Genomic DNA, 22997 nt, shown 5'->3' on the forward strand with positions numbered 1-22997 from the left:
CCGGCGGGAGCGGCGATAATCGGGGTCGGCTGTGACAATCTATCTGCCCATCGCAGAATTGTCGGTGAACATCTTCATCATTCTCGGCATGGGGGCCGCCGTCGGCTTCCTGTCCGGTATGTTCGGCGTCGGCGGCGGTTTCCTGATCACGCCTCTCCTGATCTTCTACAACATTCCCCCTGTCGTCGCCGTTGCAACCGGCGCCAATCAGGTGGTCGCTTCTTCGATATCGGGGGCGATCACCCATTTCCGGCGGGGAACGCTGGATATGAAGCTCGGCACGGTGCTGCTCGTCGGCGGTTTGACGGGTGCAACGGTCGGCATCTGGATCTTCTCGCTGTTGCGTGCCATCGGCCAGCTCGACCTCTTCATCTCCCTGCTTTACGTCGTCTTCCTCGGCACAGTGGGCGGGCTGATGCTCTGGGAAAGCGTCAATGCCATGCGTCGCGCCGCCCGTAACGAAGCGCCGGCCCCGCGCCGGCCCGGCCATCAACACTGGGTACACAAGCTGCCGCTCAAGATGCGGTTCAAGAAATCGAAGATCTTCCTGTCGGTCATCCCGATCGTGGCGTTGGGCTTTGCGATCGGCATCCTCACGTCCGTCATGGGTGTCGGCGGCGGCTTCATCATGGTGCCTGCGATGATCTATCTGCTGCGCATCCCGACAAACGTTGTCGTCGGGACCTCGCTCTTCCAGATCATTTTCGTGACCGCCTATACGACGATCGTGCAGGCGGCGACCAATTATTCGGTCGATATCGTGCTCGCCTTCTTCCTGATGCTCGCCGGCGTCATCGGCGCACAATATGGCGTGCGCGTCGGTCAGCGACTGCGCGGCGAACAGTTGCGCGCGCTGCTTGGCCTCCTGGTTCTTGCGGTTGGCCTGCGCCTTGCCGTTGCGTTGGTGCTGACCCCCGAAGATATCTTTTCGGTGGTGATGGGAGTGGGGAACTGATGTTTCGTCTCCTGCTGCTCCTTATCCTTTTCATGCCTGCCGCCGCCTCGGCACAAGTGCTGCTACCTGGACAGGGAACGCAGGCCGAGCGCGAGGGGCTGGAAATCGGCACATCCACCAGCGAGATCGCCATCACCTCCGATTTTCGCGGCGCCGACTTGACGATTTTCGGCGCGGTGACCAACACCGACGAACTGTTGCTCGCCATCGGCCAGTATGATGTCGTCGTGGTCCTGGAAGGACCGCGCGAGGACGCCACGGTGCGCAAGAAGGAACGGGTCTTCGGCATCTGGGTCAATGCCTCATCGATGACTTTCGCCGATGTGCCGCATTCCTATTCGATGTCGAGCTCGCGCTCTATCGACGACATCACGACGCCGCTCGACCTGACCGGAGAGGGTATCGGGATCGATCATATCCCGCTGCGACCAATCGATTTTGCCGGCAATTTCAATAATCTCAACGAATTCCGCGCCGCCTTCCGGCGCATACAACAGGTGGGCGGACTTTACGAACGCGATCCAAGCGGCGTGCGTTTCGTCTCCTCGAACCTGTTCAAGGCAAGTCTGCGGCTGCCGGCCAATATTCCGAACGGCGTGCATACGGTGCGCGCTTACCTCTTCAAGAGCGGGAAATTCATAACGCAGAAATCGCAGCCGCTGCGCGTCATCAAGACAGGCATCGAGCAGACGATCACCGACGCAGCGCATGAGCAGCCGATCTTCTACGGCTGCTTTGCAGTGTTGCTGGCAGTACTGACGGGATGGGGCGCCAGCTTCATTTTCCGCAAGGATTGATCGGGCTTCGATTCGCCGCCTGACGACCACTAGAAAGTTCCTTCAAATGGGCGGGCTCCAGATAGCGTTCCGGGCGGGCGAAGCCTGCTCAGACGTCAGCTGGAGCCCGGCCAAAGGATTTTTCCTCTGCCTCCCAAAACCGCTTGCATTTCGCTATCAGTCACGCTAGCTTTAACTAGTTTCTAAATGCCACCAGTTTTAACTTTGATGCAGAGTGGATGGAGGATAAAATGAGGAAGCTTGTTGTCTGGAACCTGATGACGCTGGATGGCTATTCCGAAGGATCGAAGCCGTGGGATATCGACTTCCACAATCTGGCCTGGGGGCCGGAGCTGGAAAAATATGCCGAGCAATTCGGCGAAGAAGGCGACCTGCTGGTTTTCGGCCGCAAGACCTATGAGGGCATGGCCGCTTATTGGCCGACCGCCGAGAACGAAGATAAGATCAAGGCCTATATGAACGGTATTGCCAAGCTCGCCGTCTCCAGGACCATGGAGAAAGCCGACTGGAACAACACGCGCGTCGTCAGCGATCCGGTTTCCGAACTGGGAAAGCTCAAGAGAGAGGACGGCAAAACGATCTTCATTTTCGGCAGCGCCGAGCTTGTCGATACCATGCTGAAGGCGGGGCTGGTGGATGAAATCCGCATCTGCCTCGTTCCAGTCATCCTCGGCGGCGGCAATCCGCACTTCAAGCCGGCGGCTGGACAGCAGCCGCTGAAACTGCTCGACTCGTCGGTAACGAAGAGCGGTGCCGTGATCCTGCGCTACCAGCCGGTCAGGGCAGCCTGATCCATTTGTCTGCGCAGGCTGCAGCCACCAGGGCTGCGGCCGCTTCGCCCGCAGTTTCCATGTAGGTCGGATCGCGATGCAGCAGCACAGCGGCGAACGAGCCGTCGAGCAGCAAAACAATCTGACGGGCAAGTTTTAGTGGCTCGGCGAGATGCTGTTCTTCGAAGAGAGACGTCAGCCAAGCCTCGACATTCTTCTTGTGTATGGCACCGACTTTGATGGCGGGATGGCCGGGCATATTGGCGAGTTCGGCCGATGTTCTGAGATAGCCACAGCCCTTCCATTTGGGGTGTCGGGCCGAGCGAGCCAGATTCTCGAAAATGCCCTTTATCTTCGCCGACAGATCCCCATCGGTTTCCGCTAACCACCGACGATACACTGCAAGATTGGGCTGGTCGCGGGTTTCGAGATAAGCGGCGATCAGCTCGTCCTTGCTGTCGAAATGGTAGTAGAGGGTGCGCTTCGTGACTGCGGCCTTCTCGGCCACCGCATCGACGCTCACCGCCCTGACACCCTCGCTGTAGAAGAGCTTTGCAGCAGCCGCGACAATGCGTTCGCGCGTATCGGATCCTGATCTCGCCATTCGGCCAATGTATACCGACCAGTGAGTGTCATCAACGCTGGCTTCCGCCTATCATCCCGGCGAAACGTCAATAGAGGAGATGGTACATGCCCGAGGCCAAACGGAGGCAGAGCGAGCTTGCACGAGAAGCAAAATCCGTCTCGATCCGCTGCCGCGACGGCGTAGAACTCCGCGGTCATTTCTGGAACGGCGCCGATAATGGCGGAAATGGCAGCGTCATCATCAATCCGGCAACGGGCGTTGTGGCGCGCTACTATCACTACTACGCGCGCTTTCTCGCGGAACATGGCTTCGATGTGCTGACCTATGACTATCGCGGTATCGGCTTGTCTCGTCCGGCGCGACTGAAAGGCTCGGGCTATCGCTGGCAGGACTGGGGCGAGCAAGATTTCGATGCAGCGCGTCTCTTCATGGAAAACAAACGCCCCGGCGAGCAATTGCTGGTCGTCGGCCATAGCATCGGGGGCTTTTTGCCCGGCTTCTCGGCCAGTACCGAAGGCATAACGCGCGTGCTTGCTATCGGCGCGCAGTATGGGCATTGGCGGGACTATGCGGAGACGCGGCGATGGCGGCTCTTTTTGAAATGGCACGTCGTCATGCCGGCAACCACATTGCTATTCGGTTACTTTCCGGGACGGCGCCTCGGCTGGCTCGAGGATCTGCCGAAGGATGTCGCGCTCGACTGGGCTTTTCAGCGGGGGTGGAAAGACCCGGCGTCAAGGCATTTCGAGAACTTTCGCGCGCCTGTTCTCAGCCTCACCGTTTCGGACGACGAGATCGCCACCGTTCAAGCCCTGCGCCGCGGCTTTTCTCACTATCGCAATGCCCAAGTGGAGGAGGTGTTGCTGAGGCCGGAAGATCTCGGGTTTTCCAGAATCGGGCATTTCGATCTTTTTCATGCGCGGCACGCCTCTGGTTTCTGGCTTGATAGCCTGCTCTGGCTGCGAGACGGGACCAATCCCTGGCCTGGCAAAAGACCACCAGAATATCTCGTATTCGCATAAAAACCGCTCTTTAACGTTTACGAGTTAGTAATCTCTCGAAAATGAGAGGTTTGTATCATGCGTACTCCCACCGTGCTTGCGGTCGTCGGGCTGGCTTTGCTTGCCGGCTGCGCGACGGCGCCGCGCCAGACGCGTAATATCTGCGCTGTTTTCGATCAGAAGGACGGCCTCTTCACCAGCTGGCAGGGGGCAGCGGAGCGTGCCGAGAAGAAATACGGCGTGCCGGTGCCGATCCTGATGGCGACCATGTATGTCGAATCCGGCTTCCAGCCCTATGCACGACCGCCGCGCACGAAACTCTTCGGCTTCATTCCCTGGACACGTCCGTCGACCGCCTATGGCTATTCGCAGGCGTTGAACGGGACATGGGACCACTATCAGTCCGAAACCGGCAACTGGGCGGCGCGGCGCACGAACTTCGCCGACGCGATCGATTTCATCGGCTGGTACCACTACAGCAACGCCCAGGCGACGGGTATTCCGCTCAACGACGCCTACAACCTCTACCTCGCCTATTATTCCGGCCCGACCGGCTACAAGCGCGGCGACTGGCGCAACAATGGACAGCTGCAGCAGACTGCGCAGAAGTTCGCACGAATGGCGGGCACCTATCAGCAGCAGTTGCAGGGATGTAATTGAGCCCTTCCCCTCCCAGTGAAGGGAGCGGGTATCAGCCGCGCAAATTGCCATAACGGACCGAATAGATCCGGTCGCGGCCGAGCAGGTGGGCAATCAAGGAGGTCTTGTCGAAGAGACCTGTCATCGCCTTGTGGCCAAGGTCGAGTCCTCCACTCATGACGCCGAAAGCCGGCATCAGCAGGCGGGCGCCATCCGTCGCGAAACAGGGACGGCGGACGGATCTTTCGCGGCGGCGAACGGTGGCGGCAGGATGCAGGTGGCCGGCAATCTCGCCTTTTTGCAATCCTTCATGCGGCTCATGCCGGAAGGTCAGGCCGGCATAGCAGAGTTCGTCCGAGCAGCTGCCGGGCAAATCCACCGTACCGTCAGGATCGTGATTGCCATTGATCCAGATCCATTCGCGGCCGCGAGCCATTTGGACGATCTGCGTGCGGAAGGCATCCGGCAGATGCTCGGAGCCGACGCGATCGTGGAAATTATCGCCGAGCGAAATGACGATCCTCGGATCGTAGCGGGAGACGACGGCGGCAAGAACTGTCAGTGTCGCCAGCGTGTCATAGGGCGGCAGCATCATGCCGCGGCGGGCAAAAGCCGCGCCCTTTTCCAGATGCAGGTCGGACACGACGAGCATGCCGGCATCCGGCAGATAGAGCGCGCCAAGCGGATCGCAGACGGCGGCAATACCATGAATGGCGGTTTCGACGCCCGGTATTGCGGCAAGCCCAGTCGTGTCGCGCGCCAGCGCAAGGCGGTTCATCACTCTCGTCAATCCAATTTCAAGCCATCGCCTCGGCGATCAGATCGTCGGCGGCTTCGGCGAGCAGCGCGTCATGAGCCTGACCCGGCACCGATTCCCGACCGATTTCCAGCATCACCGGTACGGCAAGCGGCGAAATATGGTCCAGCGCCCGGTGGGTGATATGGCCCCTGATTCGCTTGAGCATATCGCCAAGGCGGGAAATATCCAAAAGGCCCGTTGCCGCATCCTGTCGGGTCGCCTGCAGCAGGATGTGGTCCGGCTCGTGGGTTCTCAGCACATCGTAGATCAGGTCGGCCGAGACGGTGATCTGCCGGCCGGTCTTTTCCTTTCCCGGATGACGCCGCTCGATCAATCCCGCAATCACGGCACAATTGCGGAAGGTGCGCTTCAAAAGGAAAGATTCGTTCAGCCAGGATTCGAGATCGTCACCCAGCATATCTTCATCGAAGAGATCGGAGAGGCTGAGGCGGCCATTGGCGATCATCAGGCCGAGATCCTCAAGGCCCCAGATGCCGAGAGAATAGTCCGTGGCGACGAAGCCGAGCGGTTTTGCCCCTGCCCTGTCCAGACGCCGGGTCAGCAGCATGCCGAGCGTCTGATGCGCCAGCCGCCCCTCGAAGGGATAGACGACCATGTAGCCGCGGCTGCCGCGGGGAAAGGTTTCGATCAGTAGCTCGTCGTGCTTCGGCAGCAGGGATTTTTCCTTCTGCAGGGAGAGCCAGTCGCGCACCTGATCCGGCAGTCGGTGCCAGCGGTCCGGATCATCCAGCATCGAGCGGACCTGATCGGCGAGATAGGTCGAGAGCGGAAACTTGCCGCCGTTATAGGACGGGATTTTCGGATCGAAGGAATAGGCCGGGCTGACCAGCGCCTCGCTCTCCCTGATACCCTCGAAACGCAGCACCTTGCCGGAAAAGATGAACGTATCACCCGGCGCAAGCTGCTCGAGGAAATATTCCTCGACCTTGCCAAGCACCGCGCCGGGGCGACCGAGCCTGCCGCCCTCGCCGCGTTTGGCCATGCGGATATTCAGCATCGAAGCTTCGACGATCGTGCCGAGGTTCAAGCGATACTGCTGGGCGACCTGCGGGTTGGAGACACGCCACCTGCCTTCCTTGGTTTTGCGGATGCGGGCATAACGCTCATAGGTGCGCAGGGCATAACCGCCGGTCGCGACAAAATCGACAACACGCTCGAAGGTTTCCCATGGGAGATCGGCGTAGGGCGAGGCGCTGGTGATCTCGTCGTAGAGTTCCAGCATGTCGAAGGGCTCGGCACAGGCCATGCCGAGCACGTGCTGGGCAAGCACATCGAGCCCGCCGCGGCCGACGGGCGGCGTATCCTGCGCGCCGATGTAGTTTGCATCGAGCGCTGCCTGGCATTCCATGACTTCGAAACGGTTGGCGGGAACGAGGATCGCCTTGGATGGCTCGTCCATGCGGTGATTGGCGCGGCCGATGCGCTGGGCAAGGCGCGAGGCCCCCTTCGGTGCCCCGACATGAATGACGAGATCGACATCGCCCCAGTCGATACCGAGATCGAGCGTCGAGGTGGCGACGACGGCCCGCAGCCGGTTGGCGGCCATGGCGGCTTCGACCTTGCGGCGCTGGGCAACATCGAGCGAGCCATGGTGGAGCGCGATCGGCAGGTTCTCCTCGTTGACCGTCCAAAGCTCCTGAAACAGCATTTCGGCCTGCGAGCGGGTATTGACGAAGAGCAGCGTGGTCTTGTGGTCGATCAGCAGGCGATAGACATCCGGAATGGCGTATTTGGCGGAATGGCCGGCCCAGGGAATGTGTTCTTCCGTATTGAGGATGGAGATATCGGGCTTGGCGCCACCTTCGACGAGCACGAGGCCGGCGTGATTGGCCTTGTCTTCCTCCTGCGCCACCAGCCATTTCTGCAGATCCAGGGGATCGGCGACCGTGGCCGAGAGGCCGATCGTCTTCAGATCGGGCGCCAGCCTTTGCAGTCGGGCAAGGCCGAGCGAGAGCATGTGGCCGCGCTTTGAGGTGACGAGCGAGTGCAGCTCGTCGAAGATGACGTATTTCAAATCCTTGAAGAAGCGCTCCGCTTCCCGGTTTGCCAGGAGCAGCGCCACCTGTTCCGGCGTCGTCAGCAATATATCGGGCGGGTTGAGCTTCTGACGTTGACGCTTGGCGTTCGGCGTGTCGCCGGTGCGGTTTTCGATCGAGATCGGCAGGCCCATTTCCGTGACGGGCTTCATAAGGTTGCGTTCGATATCGACGGCCAGTGCCTTCAACGGCGAGACATAAAGCGTGTGGATGCCGGTAAATGCAGAACCCGGCGGGATCTTACCGCGCCTTGTGAGATCGGTCAGCGACGGCAGGAAACCGGCAAGGGTCTTGCCGGCGCCAGTCGGGGCGATCAGCAGCGTACTCTCGCCTGCTTCGGCGCGAGACAGGAGTTCGAGCTGGTGGGCGCGGGGACGCCAGCCCTTTTCCGCAAACCAGCGGAGGAAGGGGGCGGGCAATGCGAGGCTGGCGTCGGTTTCAATCTGATCCACGGGGCAAATGTAGTTCAAACGCCGACGAATAGAAGCGCTATTGACTCTCCGCTATAATCGTGGATAAATTATATCCATGATTAAGGAGATAGGCTGTGAAACTCGGTGACGGTGTCGAACAGGGTATTCATTGCACGGCGGTACTATCAGGGCTTTCGGAGGGCGGCGTGCTTTCGGCGGCGGCACTTGCCGAATATCACGGCGTGTCGACGAGCTATCTGTTGAAGCATCTGCAGGCGCTTTCGGGAGCCGGAATTCTGGAGACGGTACCCGGACCGAAGGGGGGCTACCGGCTGGCGAAGAAGCCGGAGGATATTTCGCTGCTCGATATCGTGCTCGCGGTTGAGGGACCGGCTCCGGCCTTCCGCTGCTCGGAAATCCGTCAGCGCGGACCGAACCCGTTGCCGCAGCGCTATTTCACCAAGCCTTGCCAGATCACGGCGGCAATGCTGAGAGCCGAGCGCGCCTATCGCGCCGAACTCGCGAATACCAGCGTCGCCGATATCCTGGCCGAACTTTCCGCAGATGATGACGGCGGGATCGCCGCCAGAGGCTGCGCCTTCATGGAAATGCACGAGAGAAAAATGGCTCGATGAGCCGCCCCCCCCCAACCCAAGGAGACATACCATGCAAGCACGTTTCAACTTCGGCAAAGCCGCTCCGGATGCCTACAAGGCCGTCGCCGCACTGGAACAATATGTGCAGGAATCCGGACTGGATAAGCGCTTCATCCATCTGATCAAGCTTCGCGCTTCGCAGATCAATGGCTGCGCCTATTGCGTCGACATGCATTCGAAAGAAGCACGCCATTACGGGCTTTCCGAACAGTGGATCAACCTGATGTGCGTGTGGCGGGAATCGCCCGTCTATGACGCTCGCGAGCGCGCCCTGCTCGGCTGGGTCGATGCGGTGACGAAGATTGCGGAAACCGGTGCGCCGGATGCCGATTACGAGGCCCTGAAGGCGCATTTCTCCGAAGAAGAAATGACCAAGATCACGGTTGCGATCGGCACGATCAACATCTGGAACCGGCTTGCTGTCGGCTTCCGTGCCCAGCATCCGATCGATGCGCCGCAGAAGGCCGCCTGATAAATATCTGCTTATAGGGATTCATCCCGGCGACCGACCCGAAGGTTTCGGGTCGGTTGACACTACGATCACTTGCGATTTGCGACGGCCCTCATGGCACCGGCGTCAGGCAATCTGCCCGAGAGGTCGATGCTGTTGAATATGTCGCGGACGACTTTCGCGATTTCCTCTGCGGAAGCGCCCTTGGCGTATTCTTCCTGCATGCGGCGTCTGACAAGCTTTTCCAGATCTGACATAGCTTACCTCATCATATCCGGCGCGAGGAGAAGTGTCGCGCCTGTACCGATCACAGGCAAGTTACGTTTTGTTTAGAACAGCTTACCGTTTTGTAAGGTTACAAAGCGATGTAGCGGTCGGCGCGATGATTGATGGCGACGAAGAGATTGAGCACGACAGCACCAAGCACGGAATAGAAAACAACCGGCGGCGTGGTGATGAAGAAGGCGGCCGCCAGCACGCACATGTCGATGGCCAGCTGTACGAGGCCGGCGCGAATGCCGAAACGCTCCTGCATGTAGATGCCGAGAATGCCGACGCCGCCGAGGCTGGCGCGGTGGCGATAGAGCGCAAGAAGGCCGTAACCGAGAAGCAGACCGCCAAGAAGTGCTGCCCAGGCCGGCTGGATGGCGGCAATCTCCATGACCTTCGGCTGCAGGCTGGTTAGCAAGGAGGTCAAACCGATGGCAATGAAGGTCTTGATCGTGAAGGCCATGCCGAGACGCTTCCACGAGAGATAGAAGAAGGGCAGGTTGAGCAGGAAGAAGGCGAGGCCGAAGTTCACGCCGAAGGCATAATGCAGGAGGAAGGCGATGCCGGCGGTGCTGCCGGTGAGAAGGCCGGCGCTGGCGAGCACATAGAGCCCGAGCGCGGAAACGAGGCTGCCGGAGAATATGCCCTGCACATCCTCGACCGGCGTGTGGCGCGTCGCGGTGGTATTCCAGAAACCGAGGGCACTGATGAGCTGGCTCATGTCGCGATCTCCGATAGCGGCTGCTCCGGTCAGGCCGGAGGAAGAGAAAATGTACGGTGGATGTGGCGCGTGCCGCACTTTTTGAGCGCGTCGCTTTCCCGCTGAATGAGCAGATTATCAGGCCTATCAAGGTTGCGCGCAAGCAAAATACGTAAGCAATGCTGACCTATTTTAAAAATCGCAAGAAATATGCGTTCAGACGGTTTTGCGCGTAAGGAACAGAATACCGGAAACTGGTTTGCCGCCATCTTTGCGAATGGTAGTTTTGACGATTTCACGAATTTCGAGGCCGTGAGCTGCCGCAAGCCCTTTCACATAGATCTCGGAATGGGCGTAGCGCAGCGACGGCGCCAGATGGAAGCTGTTTCCTTCACCGCCATCTTCCACTGAAAACGCGAAATCGGCGCCAGGCGCGGCGAGCGCATCGAGGATCGCGAAGACACTTTCGAGATTGCCGAGATACATCAGCACGTCGGCAGCCGTCACGAGGTCGGCGCGGTGCCGTTCGCCGTCCGCCAAAACGCCGGAGGCCTCGGGCGATAGCGACAAGTCCGCCTGCGCCAGATGATCATAAACATGCTTTTCGGCAGCCTTTGCCAGCATGTTCTGCGAAAGATCGAACCCTTCGAGCCGCGCGACCCGAGAACGGATCTCGGGGCCTAGCAGACCTGTGCCGCAACCGAGGTCGACGGCGCGCTGGTAGTGCCGGCCAGTCGAAGCAACGAGTGCGGCAAGCTTCTGGGGGACGGAATAGTCCAGCTTTTCGACGAGAGAGGTCTCGAAGCGATCGGCATAATCATCGAAGAGACGCTCGACATAGCGGCTGGACGGCTGGTTTGGCGTCTCGGCATCGCCGAGCAGGACGAGCTTCAGGCCCGCTCCAAAGATATCCTCGGGGTCGAGCTCAAGCGTGCGGCGATAGGCATCGACGGCAGCGTTCACCTTGCCCGCCTTTTCGCGATAGGTGGCGAGGCGATACCAGCCTGCCGCCCAAGCAGGCACGAGTTCCAGCGCCTGTTCCATCAGTTCGGCGGCCGCTTCCGCTTCGCCGCCTTCATCGAGCATTTTCGCATAATCGGCACGGCGGTCGGCGATGACATCGCCGGAGGAAAGCTGGCTTGGTTGCATGATCAGGCCCTGTGATTTGCCGGCATTTGGCGGCGGCCACAAAAAAACTCAAGTCCTATCTCAGAGGCGGTACTGTCTTGGCGGAAAAGGCTTGCGGGCGAATCGCCGCGACCGTATCTCAAGGCAAACAGGAGATGGCGCATGTCCGATCAGGTGAACAGGTTTCTCGGCGATTCCATTGGCCGCACGATCATCAAGCTCTTGGTGGTGTCGCTGATCGTCGGCTTCGTCATGGCCATCTTCGGGCTTACCCCCTGGGAGCTCATCTATAACGTCCGCGATTTCGTGCTCCACCTGTGGCGGCAAGGCTTCGCGGCGCTTGGACGCGTCGGCGACTACCTGCTTCTCGGCGCCACGATCGTCATCCCGATCTTCATCATCATCCGTCTTTTCAGCTATCGAAAATAACATGGCTTCAATCATCCTTTCGCGTCGCGGCCTGCTGCAGCTTTCAGGTCTCGCGGTAGTGGCCGGCATCGCCGGCTGCACGACCACCCCGAAATTTGCAACTACCCCGTCCGATGCCGTCGACGAGACAGCGTCAGCGCTGCCCCTCGTCAATCAGCTTCGCGCCAAGAACGGCCTGCCGGCGCTCAGCGCCGATCCACACGCCAGTGCGGCCGCCATCTTCCAGGCCAAGCGCATGGCAAGCGCCGGCAAGATGGCACATCTGATGGGCATGACCGACAGTTTCGGCACCCGCGTGAAGGCGAGCGGTGTTGCCCTGCCGGCCGCCGAAAACATCGCGTCCGGCCAGCAAAGCGTCGATGCGGTCGTCACCGCCTGGATCAATTCCCCCCACCATCTGGAAAATATGCTCGGACGCTATAGCGGTATCGGCGTTGCCGTTGCACATAATACGTCTTCGAAGAATCTGCCCTATTGGGCGATGGTGCTTTCCAGCTGAGGCGATTCTGCCTCGGTCATCATGAGGCAAATATGGATACCGGCAGCAACAGAAATACATTGGCATTCGACGTAACGCACCGGCTCGTGCTGTCGATTGCCATTCCCATGACGCTCGGCTTCATGACCACGCCGCTGCTCGGCATCACTAACACCGCCGTCGTCGGCCATATGGGCGATCCCGAGGCGCTGGCGGGGCTGGCGATCGGCGCCATGCTGTTCGATCTCATCATGGGCAGCTTCAACTTCCTGCGTGCTTCTACCACCGGGCTGACGGCACAAGCGCTTGGGCGACGCGATCAGCATGAACAGCAGGCGGTCTTCTGGCGCGCGATCGTTTCCGCGCTCGGCTCCGGTCTGGCGCTGCTCATCCTGTCACCGCTCTTGATCTTCATCGGACTGAAGCTGATGGGCGCGGAAGGCCGGATTGCCGAGGCAACCAGCACCTATTTCTCGATCCGCATTCTCGCCGCGCCGGCCGCGCTTGCCAACTACGCGCTTCTCGGTTTCGTGCTCGGTCGAGGACAGGGGCGGACGGGGCTGCTGCTGCAGGCGCTGATCAACGGGATCAACATCCTGCTTTCCATCTATCTCGGCCTGTCGCTCGACTGGGGTGTCTCGGGTGTCGCCTGGGGCACGATGGCAGGTGAAACGGCCGGCGCGATCGTCGGCCTTTTCATCGTGCTGCGCAGTTTCGACAGGGCACACCAGCCGAACCGGATGGAGGTGTTTTCACGGAACAAGCTCGCCGAACTCTTCGCGCTGAACCGCGACATCCTGATCCGCACCTTCGTGCTGATCGGCTCCTTTGCGATCATGACCCGCATCGGCACGAGCTTCGGCGCCATCACGCTCGCGGCCAACGCCGTCTTGATGAACTTCTTCCTGCTGTCTGGCTATTATCTCGACGGTCTAGCCAATGCTGCCGAACAGATCACCGGCCGGGCGATCGGCGCGCAATACCGACCGGCCTTCGATCGAGGCTTGAGGCTCACGACCCTTTGGTCCTTCGGGCTGGCGGCGATCATCTCCGCCTTCTTCTATTTCGCCGGCCCTGCACTTATTTCCGGGCTGACCAGTTCGCCGGAAGTACAAGCAGCGGCAGAAACCTATCTGCCCTGGGCAGCAGTGACGGGGCTGACAGGAGCGCTTGCGTTCTTAATGGATGGCGTCTTCATCGGTGCGACATGGTCCGTCGACATGCGCAACCGCATGCTGATGTCTTTTGCAGGCTATCTTGCCATGCTTGCCGTCTTCGTGCCGCTCTTCGGCAATCACGGCCTGTGGCTGGCGATGAACGCCTTCCTGCTGTTTCGCGGTTTCTTCCTGGTGGTGCTGATCAAACCGCGGGCGGCTCAGACATTCCGTGCTGCCCAGTAATCCACGCTGATATCCCTGATATCCCGGATCGAGGCAACCTTCTCGCGATCAAGCAACTTCGACAGGCCGCGTACGATCGCGCCGGGAAGGCCCGGCCCTTCGTAGACCATGCACGAATAGAGCTGCACGAGATCGGCTCCCGCCCTGACCTTTTCCAGCGCCGTTTCGGCCGAGGAGACGCCGCCGACGCCGATAATCGGCAGGGCCGGACCGACGCGCTTGCGCATCTTGGCTAGCACGGTCGTGGACTTTTCGAACAGCGGCGCGCCCGAAAGGCCACCGGCCTCCTTCGCCTGGGCCTGATCCCTCAGTCCGTCGCGCGAAAGCGTCGTATTGGAAACGATCAGGCCATCGAGAGCATGCGAGAGCGCCTCGGCGGCGATGTCATCCATGCCCTCTTCGGTGAGATCGGGTGCTATCTTCAGGAAAACCGGGATCTTTCGGCCGGCCTTCTCGGCTTCCTCATCGCGCGCGGTCAGCACTGCCGACAGCAGTGCGGCCAGGCTTTCGCGCGCCTGCAGATCGCGCAGGCCCGGCGTGTTGGGCGAGGAAATATTGGCGGTGAAATAGCGGGCGACGGAATAGAAACGGCGGATGCCGGCGACGTAATCGGCGATGCGATCCTCGCTATCCTTGTTGGCGCCGATATTGACGCCGACGATGCCGGCGCGGCCGATCTGCGAGAGGCGGCGGAAGGCTGCTTCGTGGCCTTCATTGTTGAAACCGAGCCGATTGATGACGCCTTCATCCTCCACCAGGCGGAAGATGCGCGGGCGCGGATTGCCGGGCTGCGGCTTCGGCGTAACAGTGCCGATTTCGGTGAAGCCGAAGCCGAGCTTCAGCAGCGCCTCGGGCACTTCGGCATTCTTATCGTAGCCAGCAGCCATGCCGAGCGGATTGGGGAAGTCGATGTCAGCAACGGTCTGGCGCAGGCGCGGATCCGGCGCAAGGCGGCAGGCGGGCACGACGCCCGACTTCAGCGCTGCAATCGACATGCCATGTGCGGTTTCGGGATCGACGAGGAAGAGGCCGCGGCGGGCGATGCGCTTGAAGGGATCGATCACGGTGCGAGCTCCGGGAAGATATGGACGCCGGCATCGTCGAGCGGCAACTCTGTCTCCCAGAGCACGGCCGAAAGCGGCAGGTCGGCATAAAGATGCGGGAAGAGCGCGCCGCCGCGCGAGGGTTCGAAGACGAGCTTATCGCCGAAATTGCGACCATCGACAGCAACGAGGACAAGGCCGGTCTGGCCGGCAAAATGCAGGGCCGCGGTCTGCTTGACCTGATCTGCTGTCGAGAAATGGATGAAGCCGTCCTTCTGGTCGATGCCGGCGCCATGAAAAACGCCGGTTTGTCTGGCTTCCTGCCAGAGCGCCTCCGGCACGATCTTGTAAAGGGTCGGTGTCGCGGTCATGATGATCCCGTTGGCTGGCCTTCCATGAGGAGGGCTTTGCCCCAAAGAGACGGCGATGTCCACGCCTCGGGGCGCAAAAACGGACAGGCGCAACGCTTTGCGGAGGATGAGACGATGAAGGCATTTGCAATCCTGCTTGCCGCCGGTCTTCTGCCGCTCGCGGCATTGGCGGCAGAACCAGACGCGGCACGTTTCCAGCTCGAACGCAGCGGCGACCACTTCGTGCGCCTCGACCGGCAGACGGGGGCGATGTCGCTCTGCATGGAAAAGGACGGCGCTCTGGTCTGCCGTATGGCGGCCGACGAACGCGCTGTCTACGAGGATGAACTCGACCGGCTTGCCGACCGTGTCAGCGCGCTGGAAAAGAATGCGGCCGCCCGTCCCGCCTTGCCGACGGATGCGGAGGTCGACCGCTCGATTGGCATCATGGAACGGATGATGCGCAGTTTCATGGGAATTGTGCGGGAATTCCAGGCGGAAGACGAAGCCAATCCCCTTCCGCAGCGGAGTTGATCTGGTTATATTCATATAAGTAGAGGGTCATGTTCGTGCAGGGGAGCCGGGCAGGACTGACGGGATCGAGCTCTTGGGAGGGAGTTTTCGATGCAACAAACCATCATCATTGCCGACGACCATCCGCTTTTCCGCGACGCGCTGCGCCAAGCGGTGCTCGGTATGGAAGGCCGGCAGGCAATCGTCGAGGCCGGAGATTTTGCTGCGGCAAGAACGGCAGCGGGTGAGAACCCGGATGCCGACCTCATGCTGCTCGACCTTGCCATGCCGGGTGTCAGCGGCTTTTCGGGGCTGATGGCCCTGCGCTCGGAATTCATCAGCCTGCCGATCGTCATCATCTCGGCGACCGACGATACGTCAACGGTCCGCCGGGCGCTGGAACTTGGCGCCTCCGGCTTCATCTCGAAGTCCTCGGGTATCGAGGATATCCGCCGCAGCATTCAGACGGTGCTGGCGGGCGGCATTGCCACGCCGGAGAGCTATCGTGGCGGACAGGAACAGGACCCTGATGTCGCCGACCTCATCCACCGGCTGCATACGCTGACACCGCAGCAAAGCCGGGTGCTGACGATGCTCGGCGAAGGACTGCTGAACAAGCAGATCGCCTATGAGCTCGGCGTTTCCGAAGCGACGATCAAGGCGCATGTCTCGGCGATCCTCCTGAAGCTCGACGTCGACAGTCGCACGCAGGCGGTCATCCAGCTCGGCAAGATCAACATGGCTATGGTCGCCTGAGGCTGCCTATCAGCAGGACAGGATTTTATTCCTCATTTGCGCTTTACTCGGGGAAATGCCTCGGTTAATCTGCCGGCGATAGAAAGCGGCCGGATGGACCGCGGGACCGGACGCATATGCTGTCACATGACCAGATCTGGGGAGCGATCGACAGGCTTGCCGAACGGCATGACCTGACGCCGTCGGGTCTTGCGCGGCGGGCCGGGCTCGATCCAACCTCTTTCAACAAGTCCAAGCGGCTCTCGGTGGACGGACGCCTGCGCTGGCCTTCGACGGAATCGATTGCCAAGGTGCTAGAGGCAACGGGCGCGAGCATGGAGCAGTTTCTCGGCTTCATGCGGCCGGCAGGTGCTGCCGCCGCCAGCCTGCCGGATAGTATTTTTGCCTCACAGGGAAGCTCCATTCCCCTGCTCGGTTTTGCGCAGGCAGGCGCCGGCGGCTTTTTCGACGACGGTGGCTTTCCCGCGGGGCAAGGCTGGGATGTGGTGGAATTTCCGGCCGGCCCCTCGCAGAAGGCCGGCGTCTATGCGCTCGAAGTGCAGGGCGAGAGCATGATGCCGCTCTATCGCGACGGCGATGTGCTGATCGTGGAGCCCGGTGCGCAGGTGCGCCGCAACGATCGTGTCGTCGTCAAGACGCGCGAGGGTGAAGTCATGGCCAAGGTGCTCCTGCGCCAGAGCCCGCGCTCCATCGAATTGCTGTCGCTCAATCCCGAACATCCTAACCGAACGGTCGAGCTCTCCGACGTCGAATGGATTGCCCGAATCATCTGGGCCAGCCAATAGGAAAATAATCATGCGCCCTGCAGCCTTCGTCACAGGTATCGCGGGGATAGCGGCGGTGATCGGCCTGCTTTTGGCGGGGCAAGCGCGGCTCGATGGAGGCGGCGAAGCAGCCCCTGATGCGGACAGCGTGGCCGCGGCGCTGCCCGATGCAAATACCGACGCGGCAAAACCGCCGGCAACTCTGACGGATGAGGATGCGGCGCTGATCGCCCGGGCAACGGAGCCAGCGCCGGCCGGGCCGGCAGCTACTCCGTCCAGGAACGCGGCCGGGGCTTCCCCCCGAAATGCGCCAGCGGATAGAGCAGCACAAAAAACTCCTGCGCCGACTGAACCGCAGCAAGCCACATCAGACGGAAAGGACAGCGTGGAGTTGCTGCGGCCGACGGTGGAGAGCGCCGGAATCCTCTCCTTCGGCAAACGCAGACTTCAAATTGCCAATGTCGTCGAGACGCCCGTGGACAAAAGCTGCGGCTCGGAAGGCAGGCAATGGCCGTGTGGCATGATGGCAAAGACGGCATTGCGGCTTTATCTGCGTAACCGCACGATCGATTGTAATCTTCCTTCGGATGCGTGGGAGGACATGGCGAGTGCGTCCTGCCGACTGGGGCAGCAGGATATCGGCGCCTGGCTCGTGGACAATGGCTGGGCGGAGGCTCAGCCCGGCTCGCCGCTTGCTGCCGCAGGAGAAAAGGCAAAACAGGCAAAACAGGGCATTCATGGCGAAGATCCGCGCCGCAGACCGGCGGCTGCACCACGACCGCAGTCCAATGATCCGTTATAATGGTGATCCCTTGTAATGACCGTCCTTCGGGTTGGCCGAAACGGGCTGCCTGATCGAGCCGCCATCGGACTCCGTTTGAGTCAACAGAATGCTTCAATCCGACCAAGAAAGGCTCTAATCTCCGCTCATCGAAGAGGGAATCAGACATGAACAAGCCGCTTTCCGCCCACGACGCGCTGATCTACGTGATGGTGATGGCATCCGCCGTCGACAGCACTATGAACGACCGGGAAATGGAAAGGATCGGCCAGCTCATCGGCTTCCTGCCGGTGTTCCGCGATTTCGACGACGACAATCTGATTTCCGTCGCCCGCGACTGCGCCTCGCTGCTGGCCGGTCCGGAGGGGCTGGATGTGGTGCTGGAGACGGTGCGTGACACGCTGCCTGCCCGGCTCTACGACACGGCCTATGCGCTGGCGGTCGAAGTCGCCTCGGCCGATCTTTCCGTCAAAGCTGAAGAATTGCGCCTGCTCAGCCTGCTGCGCGACCGTCTCGGTCTCGACAAGCTGACCTGTGCTGCCATCGAGCGCAGCGCGATCGCCCGCTTCCGCAAGGGCTGAGGTTTCGGGATTTCGGACGCAACGCGGCTACGCACTTTTGCTGGAATTGCTTTTCTGCACGCAATTCCGGAGGCAAAACCGCTGCACACTTTTGCTGGAATTGCTTTTCTGCACGCAATTCCGGACGCAAAACCGCTACGCACTTTTGCTGGAATTGCTTTAATAGAGCCCGTAAGGGAAATAACGCAGATAGATTTCCTGCAGGCGGCCATTGCGCGAGAGTGTTGCCAGCGCGTGGTCGATCGCCGCCGTCAGCACGCTGTCGTTCTGGCGCAGCATGATCGTCATTCCCTCGCCGAGGAAATGTTCTGACGTGTAGGGACCGTCGAACAAGGCACAGCATTTGTCCGATGCGGGCGAAGCGACCCAGAACGAAAGCTGCAGCGCATCGGCAAAAGCGGCATCGACCTTGCGTTCCTTCAAGGCCGCCAGCAGCGCTTCCCTGTTGTCGAAGGGCTGTACCTTGATAGCGGGGAAGAAGGCGGAAAGCATCGCCTCATGCACCGTATCCTTGACGACGCCGACGGAATGGCCGGCGAGCCCGGCAGCCGTCGTCCCTTTCACAGAGGCGGCGGTGTTGCGCACGAAGCGGGCCGGCAGCATCAGATAGGGACGGGAGAAGAGGAATTCGCGGCGCAGCTCCGGCGTGACGGCAATACCGGCAATGACGGCATCGCCCTGTGAGCCGGCGAGCGCCTTTTGCAGGTCGGCAAAGGGCAGCGCCTGGATCTGGCACTTGTCGGCAATCTCCAGCTCGGCACAGATCTCGCGGGCGAGATCGACGTTGAAGCCCGCAAGCTTTCCTGTCTGATCGGTGAAATTGAAGGGCGGGAAATCCACCGAGGTCAGGAAGCGCAGGCGCACGAGCGAGGACAGATCAGGCTTTGCCAGGCGCTCGCGGGAATCGAAAAGCAGCGGCACGGACGAACCCACCTGCTGTGCAAAAACAGGAAACGCCGAAAACAATACGATCGAAACCAGGCAAAGGATGAAAACCCGTCCGGAAGCCAGAAACGCCGGTTTAGATTGCACCATTATGCCCTGCCTAGAGATCGCGCGCGAGCTTGCCGCTCAGTCGAGATGTAACAGAATCAACGCCATCGGGGAATATGGCCAAGCCGCGTCGCAAGCCCCGAGAGACGCGAAAGGAAAGCCGCGACCTTCAAAGCGGACTCTTCAAGCGCAAGACCCTATGCAAATTACCCGGACATTCAGCACAGATTGTATTTTCGCAGTCTTTACGGGGATAGCAGCGGGACCCCCGAAAACTAATAGGAATCGCACGCACCGTTAGCGCGGAATTAAGCAATATCCCATCTTACTTGTGGCGACGACATCGGCCCCTCCTGCCGACCGCATGATGCGCATGTCGAACCTCTTAAGGTATCCCCGCCAGCGCAATACCGAAGAATCGTTCCGCAACAATTGATTTCCAAGCACCGGGTACGCATCACGCCCGGCCAATCGGGTGACTTTTCCATGCTGAAACATCTGAAAATCCGTACAAAGATCATATCGGTCGTCGCGCTTCTAGGAGTGATCGCGATGGGCGGACTGGTTTACATCATCTCCGAATTCCGCGGTGCAGATGCAACCTACAGCGCCTTCATCGATCATGAAGCCGTCGCTGCGATGCAGGGTTCGCGCGCCAGCGCCTCGGTTGTCTCCTCGGTGCTGCAGGCGAGCATGCTCGCCAATATCAAAGCGGATACCCCGGCCTTCGCAACGGCGATTTCGACGCCGAGCAAGCTGCCGCAGGCTCGCGACCGGCTGAAGCAGGCGCTCGACCTGGTACCGAGCCGCAAAGCTGCAATCGACGAAATCCTGGCAGGTATCGATGAGCTCGAAAGCCTTTCCAACAAGGCTGTCGAACAGGCGAAAGCCAAGGACAGCGCTGCCGTCCAGCAAACCATCACGCAGATGAACGCCAAGCTGAACGTTCTGACGCCGAAGATGACGGCCAATAACGATGCGATGATGAGCATGGTCAACGATGGCGGCGACGCGCTTTCGGCGACTGTCAACGGCCGTATCGGCCTTTGCTTCGCCCTGATCGGCCTCGCCGTCGTCGGCGCCATCGGCCTCAGTGTCGTCATCTCCCAGATCGGCATCACCACCCCCATGGCCAAGCTGCGCGATCGTATGGCCGGCCTGGCGGAGGGCGATACGGACAGCGAAATCGCCGGGCTCGACCGCCGCGACGAAGTTGGCAAGATGGCAGAAGCCGTCGCGGTCTTCCGCGACAATGCGATCGAACGCCGCCAGCTCGAAGCCCGTGCCGAAGCCGACCGCAGCCTCAGCGACAACGAGCGCCGCGAACGCGAAGCACAGAAGGCTGCGGAAGCCGCCGATCTCGAACGTGCCGTCACTGCCCTCGGCGAAGGGCTGCGCCGGCTTGCCTCCGGCGACCTCGTCGCACGCATCGAATCGCCCTTCGTCGCGCATCTCGATGCGCTGCGCCAGGACTTCAACAACTCTGTCGAGAAGCTCAACGAGACCATGAACATGGTCGGCTCCAACGCCCGTGCGATCAGCGCCGGCGCCAACGAGATCCGTTCATCTGCCGACGAGCTTTCGAAACGCACCGAGCAGCAGGCCGCTTCGGTCGAAGAAACGGCTGCAGCTCTCGAAGAAATCACCACGACGGTGAAGGACGCAGCAAAGCGTGCCGAAGAGGCAAGCCAGCTCGTCGCTCGTACCCGTCTCGGTGCGGAACGGTCCGGCGAGATCGTCCGCAAGGCGGTTTCGGCCATGCAGCAGATCGAGCAGTCCTCGGTCGAAATCGGCAATATCATCGGCGTCATCGACGATATCGCCTTCCAGACCAATCTCTTGGCTCTGAACGCCGGTGTCGAGGCTGCGCGCGCCGGTGAAGCCGGCAAGGGCTTTGCCGTCGTCGCACAGGAAGTGCGCGAGCTTGCCCAGCGCTCGGCAAACGCCGCCAAGGAGATCAAGGCGCTGATCACCACTTCGGGCACGCATGTGCAGACCGGCGTCTCGCTGGTCGGCGAAACCGGCAAGGCGCTTGATGCGATCGTCCACGAGGTGCAGGAAATCAACCAGCACGTCCATGCGATCGCCGAAGCGTCCCGCGAACAGTCGACCGGCCTGCAGGAAATCAATACCGCCGTCAACACCATGGATCAGGGCACGCAGCAGAACGCTGCCATGGTCGAGGAATCCACCGCTGCAAGCCATAGCCTTGCCACGGAAGCGACGGCCCTCAACAACCTGCTCGGCCAGTTCCGCCTCACGGGCACCGGCGGCTTCGTCGCGGCCGCCCCGATCTCGACGGCATCGGCTGCACCGCGCACGGCCGCACGACCGGCAGCGAGAGCTCCGGTGCGTGTTGCCGAGAGCACCGCGCGCCCGGCCGCTTCCCCTGCCCGCGCGCTTGGCCAGAAGATCGCCAGCGCCTTCGGCATGAACGGCAGCGCTGCCCCGGCCGCCAGCCAGGAGGCTGACTGGACGGAGTTCTGAGCCGGAGACACGATTGAATGACAGATGGGCGGCTTCGGCCACCCATTTCTGTTTCGTTATTCTTAAGCCGGCGGACGCCAGCCGACCTCGACGAGAATATTGCCGGGGGCGGTGCAATAGAACAACCAGCCGCCACGAATGGCAGCCGGCGGTCCCGAGACGACCGCATTGTCTGCCGCCAGCCGGCCATGAAGCCGGTCGACATCGGATCTTTCGGCGAGGATGAAGCCGAGATGATAGGTCTGCCGCTGTAACTCGACCTGATCGACACCGCCGAACTTCGGCAGCGGGCGGCTCAAGACGATCTCGGTGCCGTGATCGTCGTGAAGGATCGCCCGACCGATCCGCTCGTTCATCTCCTGTTGTGACAGGGAGAAATAACGCAGGAAGAAATCGGCCGTGGCGGCGATATCAGGCACGTAAAAATCAAGATGGTTCAAACGCATGATTGTCTCCTTTGAGAGTAAAATCCCGGAGGAGTGCGTCTTCTAACGCTCCGCATGCCGCCGGGACGCCGCACTCGCATGCGGGCCACGTCGCGGGTTCTCGTGTGAAACACGGAGCAGAGCTTCCGATAATGGAAGGGACCGGGCTTACCTCATCCGGTCCTGCCTTTTTCGACAGTGCCGCTCTAGCAGATCGCGCCACGAGCGGCAACCAGATCAATCGAGTGGCATCCTGACGCCGGCAGCTTTTACAGAAGGTTCGTGGCGAGATCAGATCGAAGTGATCGCCTCCGTTTCCATCGTGAGCTTTCCGCGATTTGGGGTACAATGACACCTGCAGCGGAAGGAAAGGCTCCGGACATGAAACTTATTGCACTTGGCCTCATCGGTGCGCTTGGGCTCGCCGGCTGCACGGCTGTCGAATATACCGGCCCGGGCATCGAGCCCATCCCCGGCAGCATCACCTATAATGGCCAGCCGCGCACAAAACTCACGAAATCGCCTGTTGGATCGACTTTCCCGCACAATTTCATCGATCAGTACGGCCGCCAGGTCGAGGAGACCTACATCATCCGCCCGGATCGCACCCTGGCGATCGCTCACCGCCGGTATCGGCCGATCAATATTTTCGGAAGAGATTGACGAGGGCAGCTGGAGCGGGTGAAGGGAATCGAACCCTCGTATTCAGCTTGGGAAGCTGCTGCTCTACCATTGAGCTACACCCGCCGACCGATTGAGACTTCCAACAGATGGC

General features: G+C 60.7%; 27 protein-coding genes and 1 tRNA gene. 17 read left to right on the top strand and 11 right to left on the bottom strand.

Going from position 1 to position 22997, the window contains the following annotated elements; all coding sequences use genetic code 11:
* Positions 1-31: 31 nt before the first annotated feature.
* The 3 genes from FHX08_RS14530 to FHX08_RS14540 all read left to right on the top strand — a co-directional run bounded on the left by FHX08_RS14530 (position 32) and on the right by FHX08_RS14540 (position 2543).
* Positions 32-955 (top strand): sulfite exporter TauE/SafE family protein, encoded by a 924-nt coding sequence (locus FHX08_RS14530; protein ID WP_132652732.1) that lies wholly within the window; start codon positions 32-34, stop codon positions 953-955.
* A complete protein-coding gene (locus FHX08_RS14535) occupies positions 955-1752 on the top strand; it encodes a TIGR02186 family protein (RefSeq protein WP_132652733.1) in 798 nt (265 codons plus the stop codon). The genes FHX08_RS14530 and FHX08_RS14535 overlap by 1 nt, the downstream gene beginning before the upstream one ends.
* Positions 1753-1982: 230 nt before the next feature.
* The gene (locus FHX08_RS14540; protein WP_184327266.1) at positions 1983-2543 is read left to right on the top strand and encodes a dihydrofolate reductase family protein; all 561 of its coding nucleotides are present in this window, start codon (positions 1983-1985) and stop codon (positions 2541-2543) included.
* Here FHX08_RS14540 and FHX08_RS14545 read toward each other — a convergent pair.
* Positions 2530-3126, bottom strand: coding sequence for a TetR/AcrR family transcriptional regulator (locus FHX08_RS14545; protein WP_132652735.1), 597 nt, complete (start codon positions 3124-3126; stop codon positions 2530-2532). The two genes, FHX08_RS14540 and FHX08_RS14545, sit on opposite strands and share 14 nt — an antisense overlap.
* Before the next feature lie 86 nt (positions 3127-3212).
* Here FHX08_RS14545 and FHX08_RS14550 point away from each other — a divergent pair, with 86 nt between their 5' ends.
* Complete coding sequence (locus tag FHX08_RS14550; RefSeq protein ID WP_184327267.1) at positions 3213-4130, top strand: alpha/beta fold hydrolase; 918 nt, start codon at positions 3213-3215, stop codon at positions 4128-4130.
* Between the two features lie 57 nt (positions 4131-4187).
* Positions 4188-4769, top strand: coding sequence for a transglycosylase SLT domain-containing protein (locus tag FHX08_RS14555; RefSeq protein ID WP_132652737.1), 582 nt, complete (start codon positions 4188-4190; stop codon positions 4767-4769).
* Between the two features lie 31 nt (positions 4770-4800).
* Here FHX08_RS14555 and pdeM read toward each other — a convergent pair whose 3' ends face one another.
* Positions 4801-5526 (bottom strand): ligase-associated DNA damage response endonuclease PdeM, encoded by a 726-nt coding sequence (gene pdeM / locus FHX08_RS14560; RefSeq protein WP_132653218.1) that lies wholly within the window; start codon positions 5524-5526, stop codon positions 4801-4803.
* Between the two features lie 19 nt (positions 5527-5545).
* Positions 5546-8056 carry a ligase-associated DNA damage response DEXH box helicase gene (locus FHX08_RS14565; protein WP_132652738.1) on the bottom strand — a complete coding sequence of 837 codons (2511 nt, stop codon included), beginning with the start codon at positions 8054-8056 and terminating at the stop codon, positions 5546-5548.
* Between the two features lie 95 nt (positions 8057-8151).
* On the opposite strand from FHX08_RS14565, the gene FHX08_RS14570 reads away from it, so the two are divergent.
* Positions 8152-8652 (top strand): RrF2 family transcriptional regulator, encoded by a 501-nt coding sequence (locus FHX08_RS14570; RefSeq protein ID WP_132652739.1) that lies wholly within the window; start codon positions 8152-8154, stop codon positions 8650-8652.
* A gap of 31 nt (positions 8653-8683) precedes the next feature.
* Positions 8684-9145: a carboxymuconolactone decarboxylase family protein gene (locus FHX08_RS14575; protein ID WP_132652740.1), complete on the top strand. Its 462-nt coding sequence runs from the start codon at positions 8684-8686 to the stop codon at positions 9143-9145.
* A gap of 68 nt (positions 9146-9213) precedes the next feature.
* Here the strand turns inward: FHX08_RS14575 and FHX08_RS14580 are convergent, their stop codons facing one another.
* The 3 genes from FHX08_RS14580 to FHX08_RS14590 form a co-directional block, all read right to left on the bottom strand.
* Entirely contained in the window at positions 9214-9381 is a 168-nt protein-coding gene (locus tag FHX08_RS14580; RefSeq protein WP_184327268.1) for a hypothetical protein, read from the bottom strand.
* A 98-nt stretch (positions 9382-9479) separates the two neighbouring features.
* Entirely contained in the window at positions 9480-10115 is a 636-nt protein-coding gene (locus tag FHX08_RS14585) for a YitT family protein (RefSeq protein WP_132652741.1), read from the bottom strand.
* Between the two features lie 195 nt (positions 10116-10310).
* Positions 10311-11243, bottom strand: coding sequence for a class I SAM-dependent DNA methyltransferase (locus FHX08_RS14590; RefSeq protein WP_132652742.1), 933 nt, complete (start codon positions 11241-11243; stop codon positions 10311-10313).
* Positions 11244-11384: 141 nt separating this feature from the next.
* Here FHX08_RS14590 and FHX08_RS14595 point away from each other — a divergent pair, with 141 nt between their 5' ends.
* Genes FHX08_RS14595 through FHX08_RS14605 form a run of 3 tightly spaced genes read left to right on the top strand, consistent with a single transcriptional unit; the run spans position 11385 to position 13529 of the window.
* Complete coding sequence (locus FHX08_RS14595; RefSeq protein ID WP_132652743.1) at positions 11385-11651, top strand: DUF6460 domain-containing protein; 267 nt, start codon at positions 11385-11387, stop codon at positions 11649-11651.
* Between the two features lies 1 nt (position 11652).
* Entirely contained in the window at positions 11653-12150 is a 498-nt protein-coding gene (locus tag FHX08_RS14600; protein WP_132652744.1) for a CAP domain-containing protein, read from the top strand.
* A gap of 32 nt (positions 12151-12182) precedes the next feature.
* Positions 12183-13529, top strand: a complete 1347-nt coding sequence (locus FHX08_RS14605; protein ID WP_132652745.1) for an MATE family efflux transporter — start codon at positions 12183-12185, stop codon at positions 13527-13529.
* Here the strand turns inward: FHX08_RS14605 and FHX08_RS14610 are convergent.
* Positions 13505-14593, bottom strand: coding sequence for a quinone-dependent dihydroorotate dehydrogenase (locus FHX08_RS14610; RefSeq protein ID WP_132652746.1), 1089 nt, complete (start codon positions 14591-14593; stop codon positions 13505-13507). The two genes, FHX08_RS14605 and FHX08_RS14610, sit on opposite strands and share 25 nt — an antisense overlap.
* The gene (locus tag FHX08_RS14615; RefSeq protein WP_132652747.1) at positions 14590-14943 is read right to left on the bottom strand and encodes a DUF952 domain-containing protein; all 354 of its coding nucleotides are present in this window, start codon (positions 14941-14943) and stop codon (positions 14590-14592) included. Before FHX08_RS14615 ends, FHX08_RS14610 begins: the two co-directional genes overlap by 4 nt.
* Positions 14944-15057: 114 nt before the next feature.
* On the opposite strand from FHX08_RS14615, the gene FHX08_RS14620 reads away from it, so the two are divergent.
* The 5 genes from FHX08_RS14620 to FHX08_RS14640 all read left to right on the top strand — a co-directional run bounded on the left by FHX08_RS14620 (position 15058) and on the right by FHX08_RS14640 (position 18317).
* Positions 15058-15456 carry a hypothetical protein gene (locus tag FHX08_RS14620; protein WP_132652748.1) on the top strand — a complete coding sequence of 133 codons (399 nt, stop codon included), beginning with the start codon at positions 15058-15060 and terminating at the stop codon, positions 15454-15456.
* Between the two features lie 90 nt (positions 15457-15546).
* A complete protein-coding gene (locus FHX08_RS14625) occupies positions 15547-16191 on the top strand; it encodes a response regulator (RefSeq protein WP_184327269.1) in 645 nt (214 codons plus the stop codon).
* A gap of 116 nt (positions 16192-16307) precedes the next feature.
* Positions 16308-16976: a helix-turn-helix transcriptional regulator gene (locus FHX08_RS14630; RefSeq protein WP_132652750.1), complete on the top strand. Its 669-nt coding sequence runs from the start codon at positions 16308-16310 to the stop codon at positions 16974-16976.
* Between the two features lie 10 nt (positions 16977-16986).
* Positions 16987-17757, top strand: coding sequence for a thermonuclease family protein (locus FHX08_RS14635; protein ID WP_132652751.1), 771 nt, complete (start codon positions 16987-16989; stop codon positions 17755-17757).
* Positions 17758-17903: 146 nt separating this feature from the next.
* Positions 17904-18317 (top strand): tellurite resistance TerB family protein, encoded by a 414-nt coding sequence (locus FHX08_RS14640; protein ID WP_132652752.1) that lies wholly within the window; start codon positions 17904-17906, stop codon positions 18315-18317.
* A 159-nt stretch (positions 18318-18476) separates the two neighbouring features.
* Here FHX08_RS14640 and FHX08_RS14645 read toward each other — a convergent pair whose 3' ends face one another.
* Positions 18477-19352, bottom strand: coding sequence for a transporter substrate-binding domain-containing protein (locus tag FHX08_RS14645; protein ID WP_184327270.1), 876 nt, complete (start codon positions 19350-19352; stop codon positions 18477-18479).
* Positions 19353-19796: 444 nt separating this feature from the next.
* Here FHX08_RS14645 and FHX08_RS14650 point away from each other — a divergent pair, with 444 nt between their 5' ends.
* The gene (locus FHX08_RS14650) at positions 19797-21797 is read left to right on the top strand and encodes a methyl-accepting chemotaxis protein (RefSeq protein ID WP_184327271.1); all 2001 of its coding nucleotides are present in this window, start codon (positions 19797-19799) and stop codon (positions 21795-21797) included.
* Positions 21798-21859: 62 nt separating this feature from the next.
* Here FHX08_RS14650 and FHX08_RS14655 read toward each other — a convergent pair whose 3' ends face one another.
* Positions 21860-22243 (bottom strand): VOC family protein, encoded by a 384-nt coding sequence (locus tag FHX08_RS14655; RefSeq protein ID WP_132652755.1) that lies wholly within the window; start codon positions 22241-22243, stop codon positions 21860-21862.
* Positions 22244-22603: 360 nt separating this feature from the next.
* On the opposite strand from FHX08_RS14655, the gene FHX08_RS14660 reads away from it, so the two are divergent.
* Positions 22604-22885, top strand: coding sequence for a hypothetical protein (locus FHX08_RS14660; protein ID WP_132652756.1), 282 nt, complete (start codon positions 22604-22606; stop codon positions 22883-22885).
* A 10-nt stretch (positions 22886-22895) separates the two neighbouring features.
* On the opposite strand, the gene FHX08_RS14665 is transcribed toward FHX08_RS14660, so the two are convergent.
* Positions 22896-22969 (bottom strand) — tRNA-Gly (locus FHX08_RS14665).
* Between the last annotated feature and the right edge of the window lie 28 nt (positions 22970-22997).

It is taken from the genome of Rhizobium sp. BK529 (genome assembly GCF_014194105.1).
In the GTDB taxonomy this organism is placed as follows: Bacteria; Pseudomonadota; Alphaproteobacteria; order Rhizobiales; family Rhizobiaceae; genus Rhizobium.

Bases quoted from the DNA above. Each gene is read 5' to 3' on its own strand.
- FHX08_RS14535 (WP_132652733.1), top strand. From the start codon at position 955: ATGTTTCGTCTCCTGCTGCTCCTTATCCTTTTCATGCCTGCCGCCGCC.
- FHX08_RS14540 (WP_184327266.1), top strand. From the start codon at position 1,983: ATGAGGAAGCTTGTTGTCTGGAACCTGATGACGCTGGATGGCTATTCC.
- FHX08_RS14545 (WP_132652735.1), bottom strand. From the start codon at position 3,126: ATGGCGAGATCAGGATCCGATACGCGCGAACGCATTGTCGCGGCTGCT.
- FHX08_RS14550 (WP_184327267.1), top strand. From the start codon at position 3,213: ATGCCCGAGGCCAAACGGAGGCAGAGCGAGCTTGCACGAGAAGCAAAA.
- FHX08_RS14555 (WP_132652737.1), top strand. From the start codon at position 4,188: ATGCGTACTCCCACCGTGCTTGCGGTCGTCGGGCTGGCTTTGCTTGCC.
- pdeM (WP_132653218.1), bottom strand. From the start codon at position 5,526: ATGAACCGCCTTGCGCTGGCGCGCGACACGACTGGGCTTGCCGCAATA.
- FHX08_RS14575 (WP_132652740.1), top strand. From the start codon at position 8,684: ATGCAAGCACGTTTCAACTTCGGCAAAGCCGCTCCGGATGCCTACAAG.
- FHX08_RS14580 (WP_184327268.1), bottom strand. From the start codon at position 9,381: ATGTCAGATCTGGAAAAGCTTGTCAGACGCCGCATGCAGGAAGAATAC.
- FHX08_RS14585 (WP_132652741.1), bottom strand. From the start codon at position 10,115: ATGAGCCAGCTCATCAGTGCCCTCGGTTTCTGGAATACCACCGCGACG.
- FHX08_RS14590 (WP_132652742.1), bottom strand. From the start codon at position 11,243: ATGCAACCAAGCCAGCTTTCCTCCGGCGATGTCATCGCCGACCGCCGT.
- FHX08_RS14595 (WP_132652743.1), top strand. From the start codon at position 11,385: ATGTCCGATCAGGTGAACAGGTTTCTCGGCGATTCCATTGGCCGCACG.
- FHX08_RS14600 (WP_132652744.1), top strand. From the start codon at position 11,653: ATGGCTTCAATCATCCTTTCGCGTCGCGGCCTGCTGCAGCTTTCAGGT.
- FHX08_RS14605 (WP_132652745.1), top strand. From the start codon at position 12,183: ATGGATACCGGCAGCAACAGAAATACATTGGCATTCGACGTAACGCAC.
- FHX08_RS14615 (WP_132652747.1), bottom strand. From the start codon at position 14,943: ATGACCGCGACACCGACCCTTTACAAGATCGTGCCGGAGGCGCTCTGG.
- FHX08_RS14620 (WP_132652748.1), top strand. From the start codon at position 15,058: ATGAAGGCATTTGCAATCCTGCTTGCCGCCGGTCTTCTGCCGCTCGCG.
- FHX08_RS14625 (WP_184327269.1), top strand. From the start codon at position 15,547: ATGCAACAAACCATCATCATTGCCGACGACCATCCGCTTTTCCGCGAC.
- FHX08_RS14630 (WP_132652750.1), top strand. From the start codon at position 16,308: ATGCTGTCACATGACCAGATCTGGGGAGCGATCGACAGGCTTGCCGAA.
- FHX08_RS14635 (WP_132652751.1), top strand. From the start codon at position 16,987: ATGCGCCCTGCAGCCTTCGTCACAGGTATCGCGGGGATAGCGGCGGTG.
- FHX08_RS14640 (WP_132652752.1), top strand. From the start codon at position 17,904: ATGAACAAGCCGCTTTCCGCCCACGACGCGCTGATCTACGTGATGGTG.
- FHX08_RS14645 (WP_184327270.1), bottom strand. From the start codon at position 19,352: ATGGTGCAATCTAAACCGGCGTTTCTGGCTTCCGGACGGGTTTTCATC.
- FHX08_RS14650 (WP_184327271.1), top strand. From the start codon at position 19,797: ATGCTGAAACATCTGAAAATCCGTACAAAGATCATATCGGTCGTCGCG.
- FHX08_RS14655 (WP_132652755.1), bottom strand. From the start codon at position 22,243: ATGCGTTTGAACCATCTTGATTTTTACGTGCCTGATATCGCCGCCACG.
- FHX08_RS14660 (WP_132652756.1), top strand. From the start codon at position 22,604: ATGAAACTTATTGCACTTGGCCTCATCGGTGCGCTTGGGCTCGCCGGC.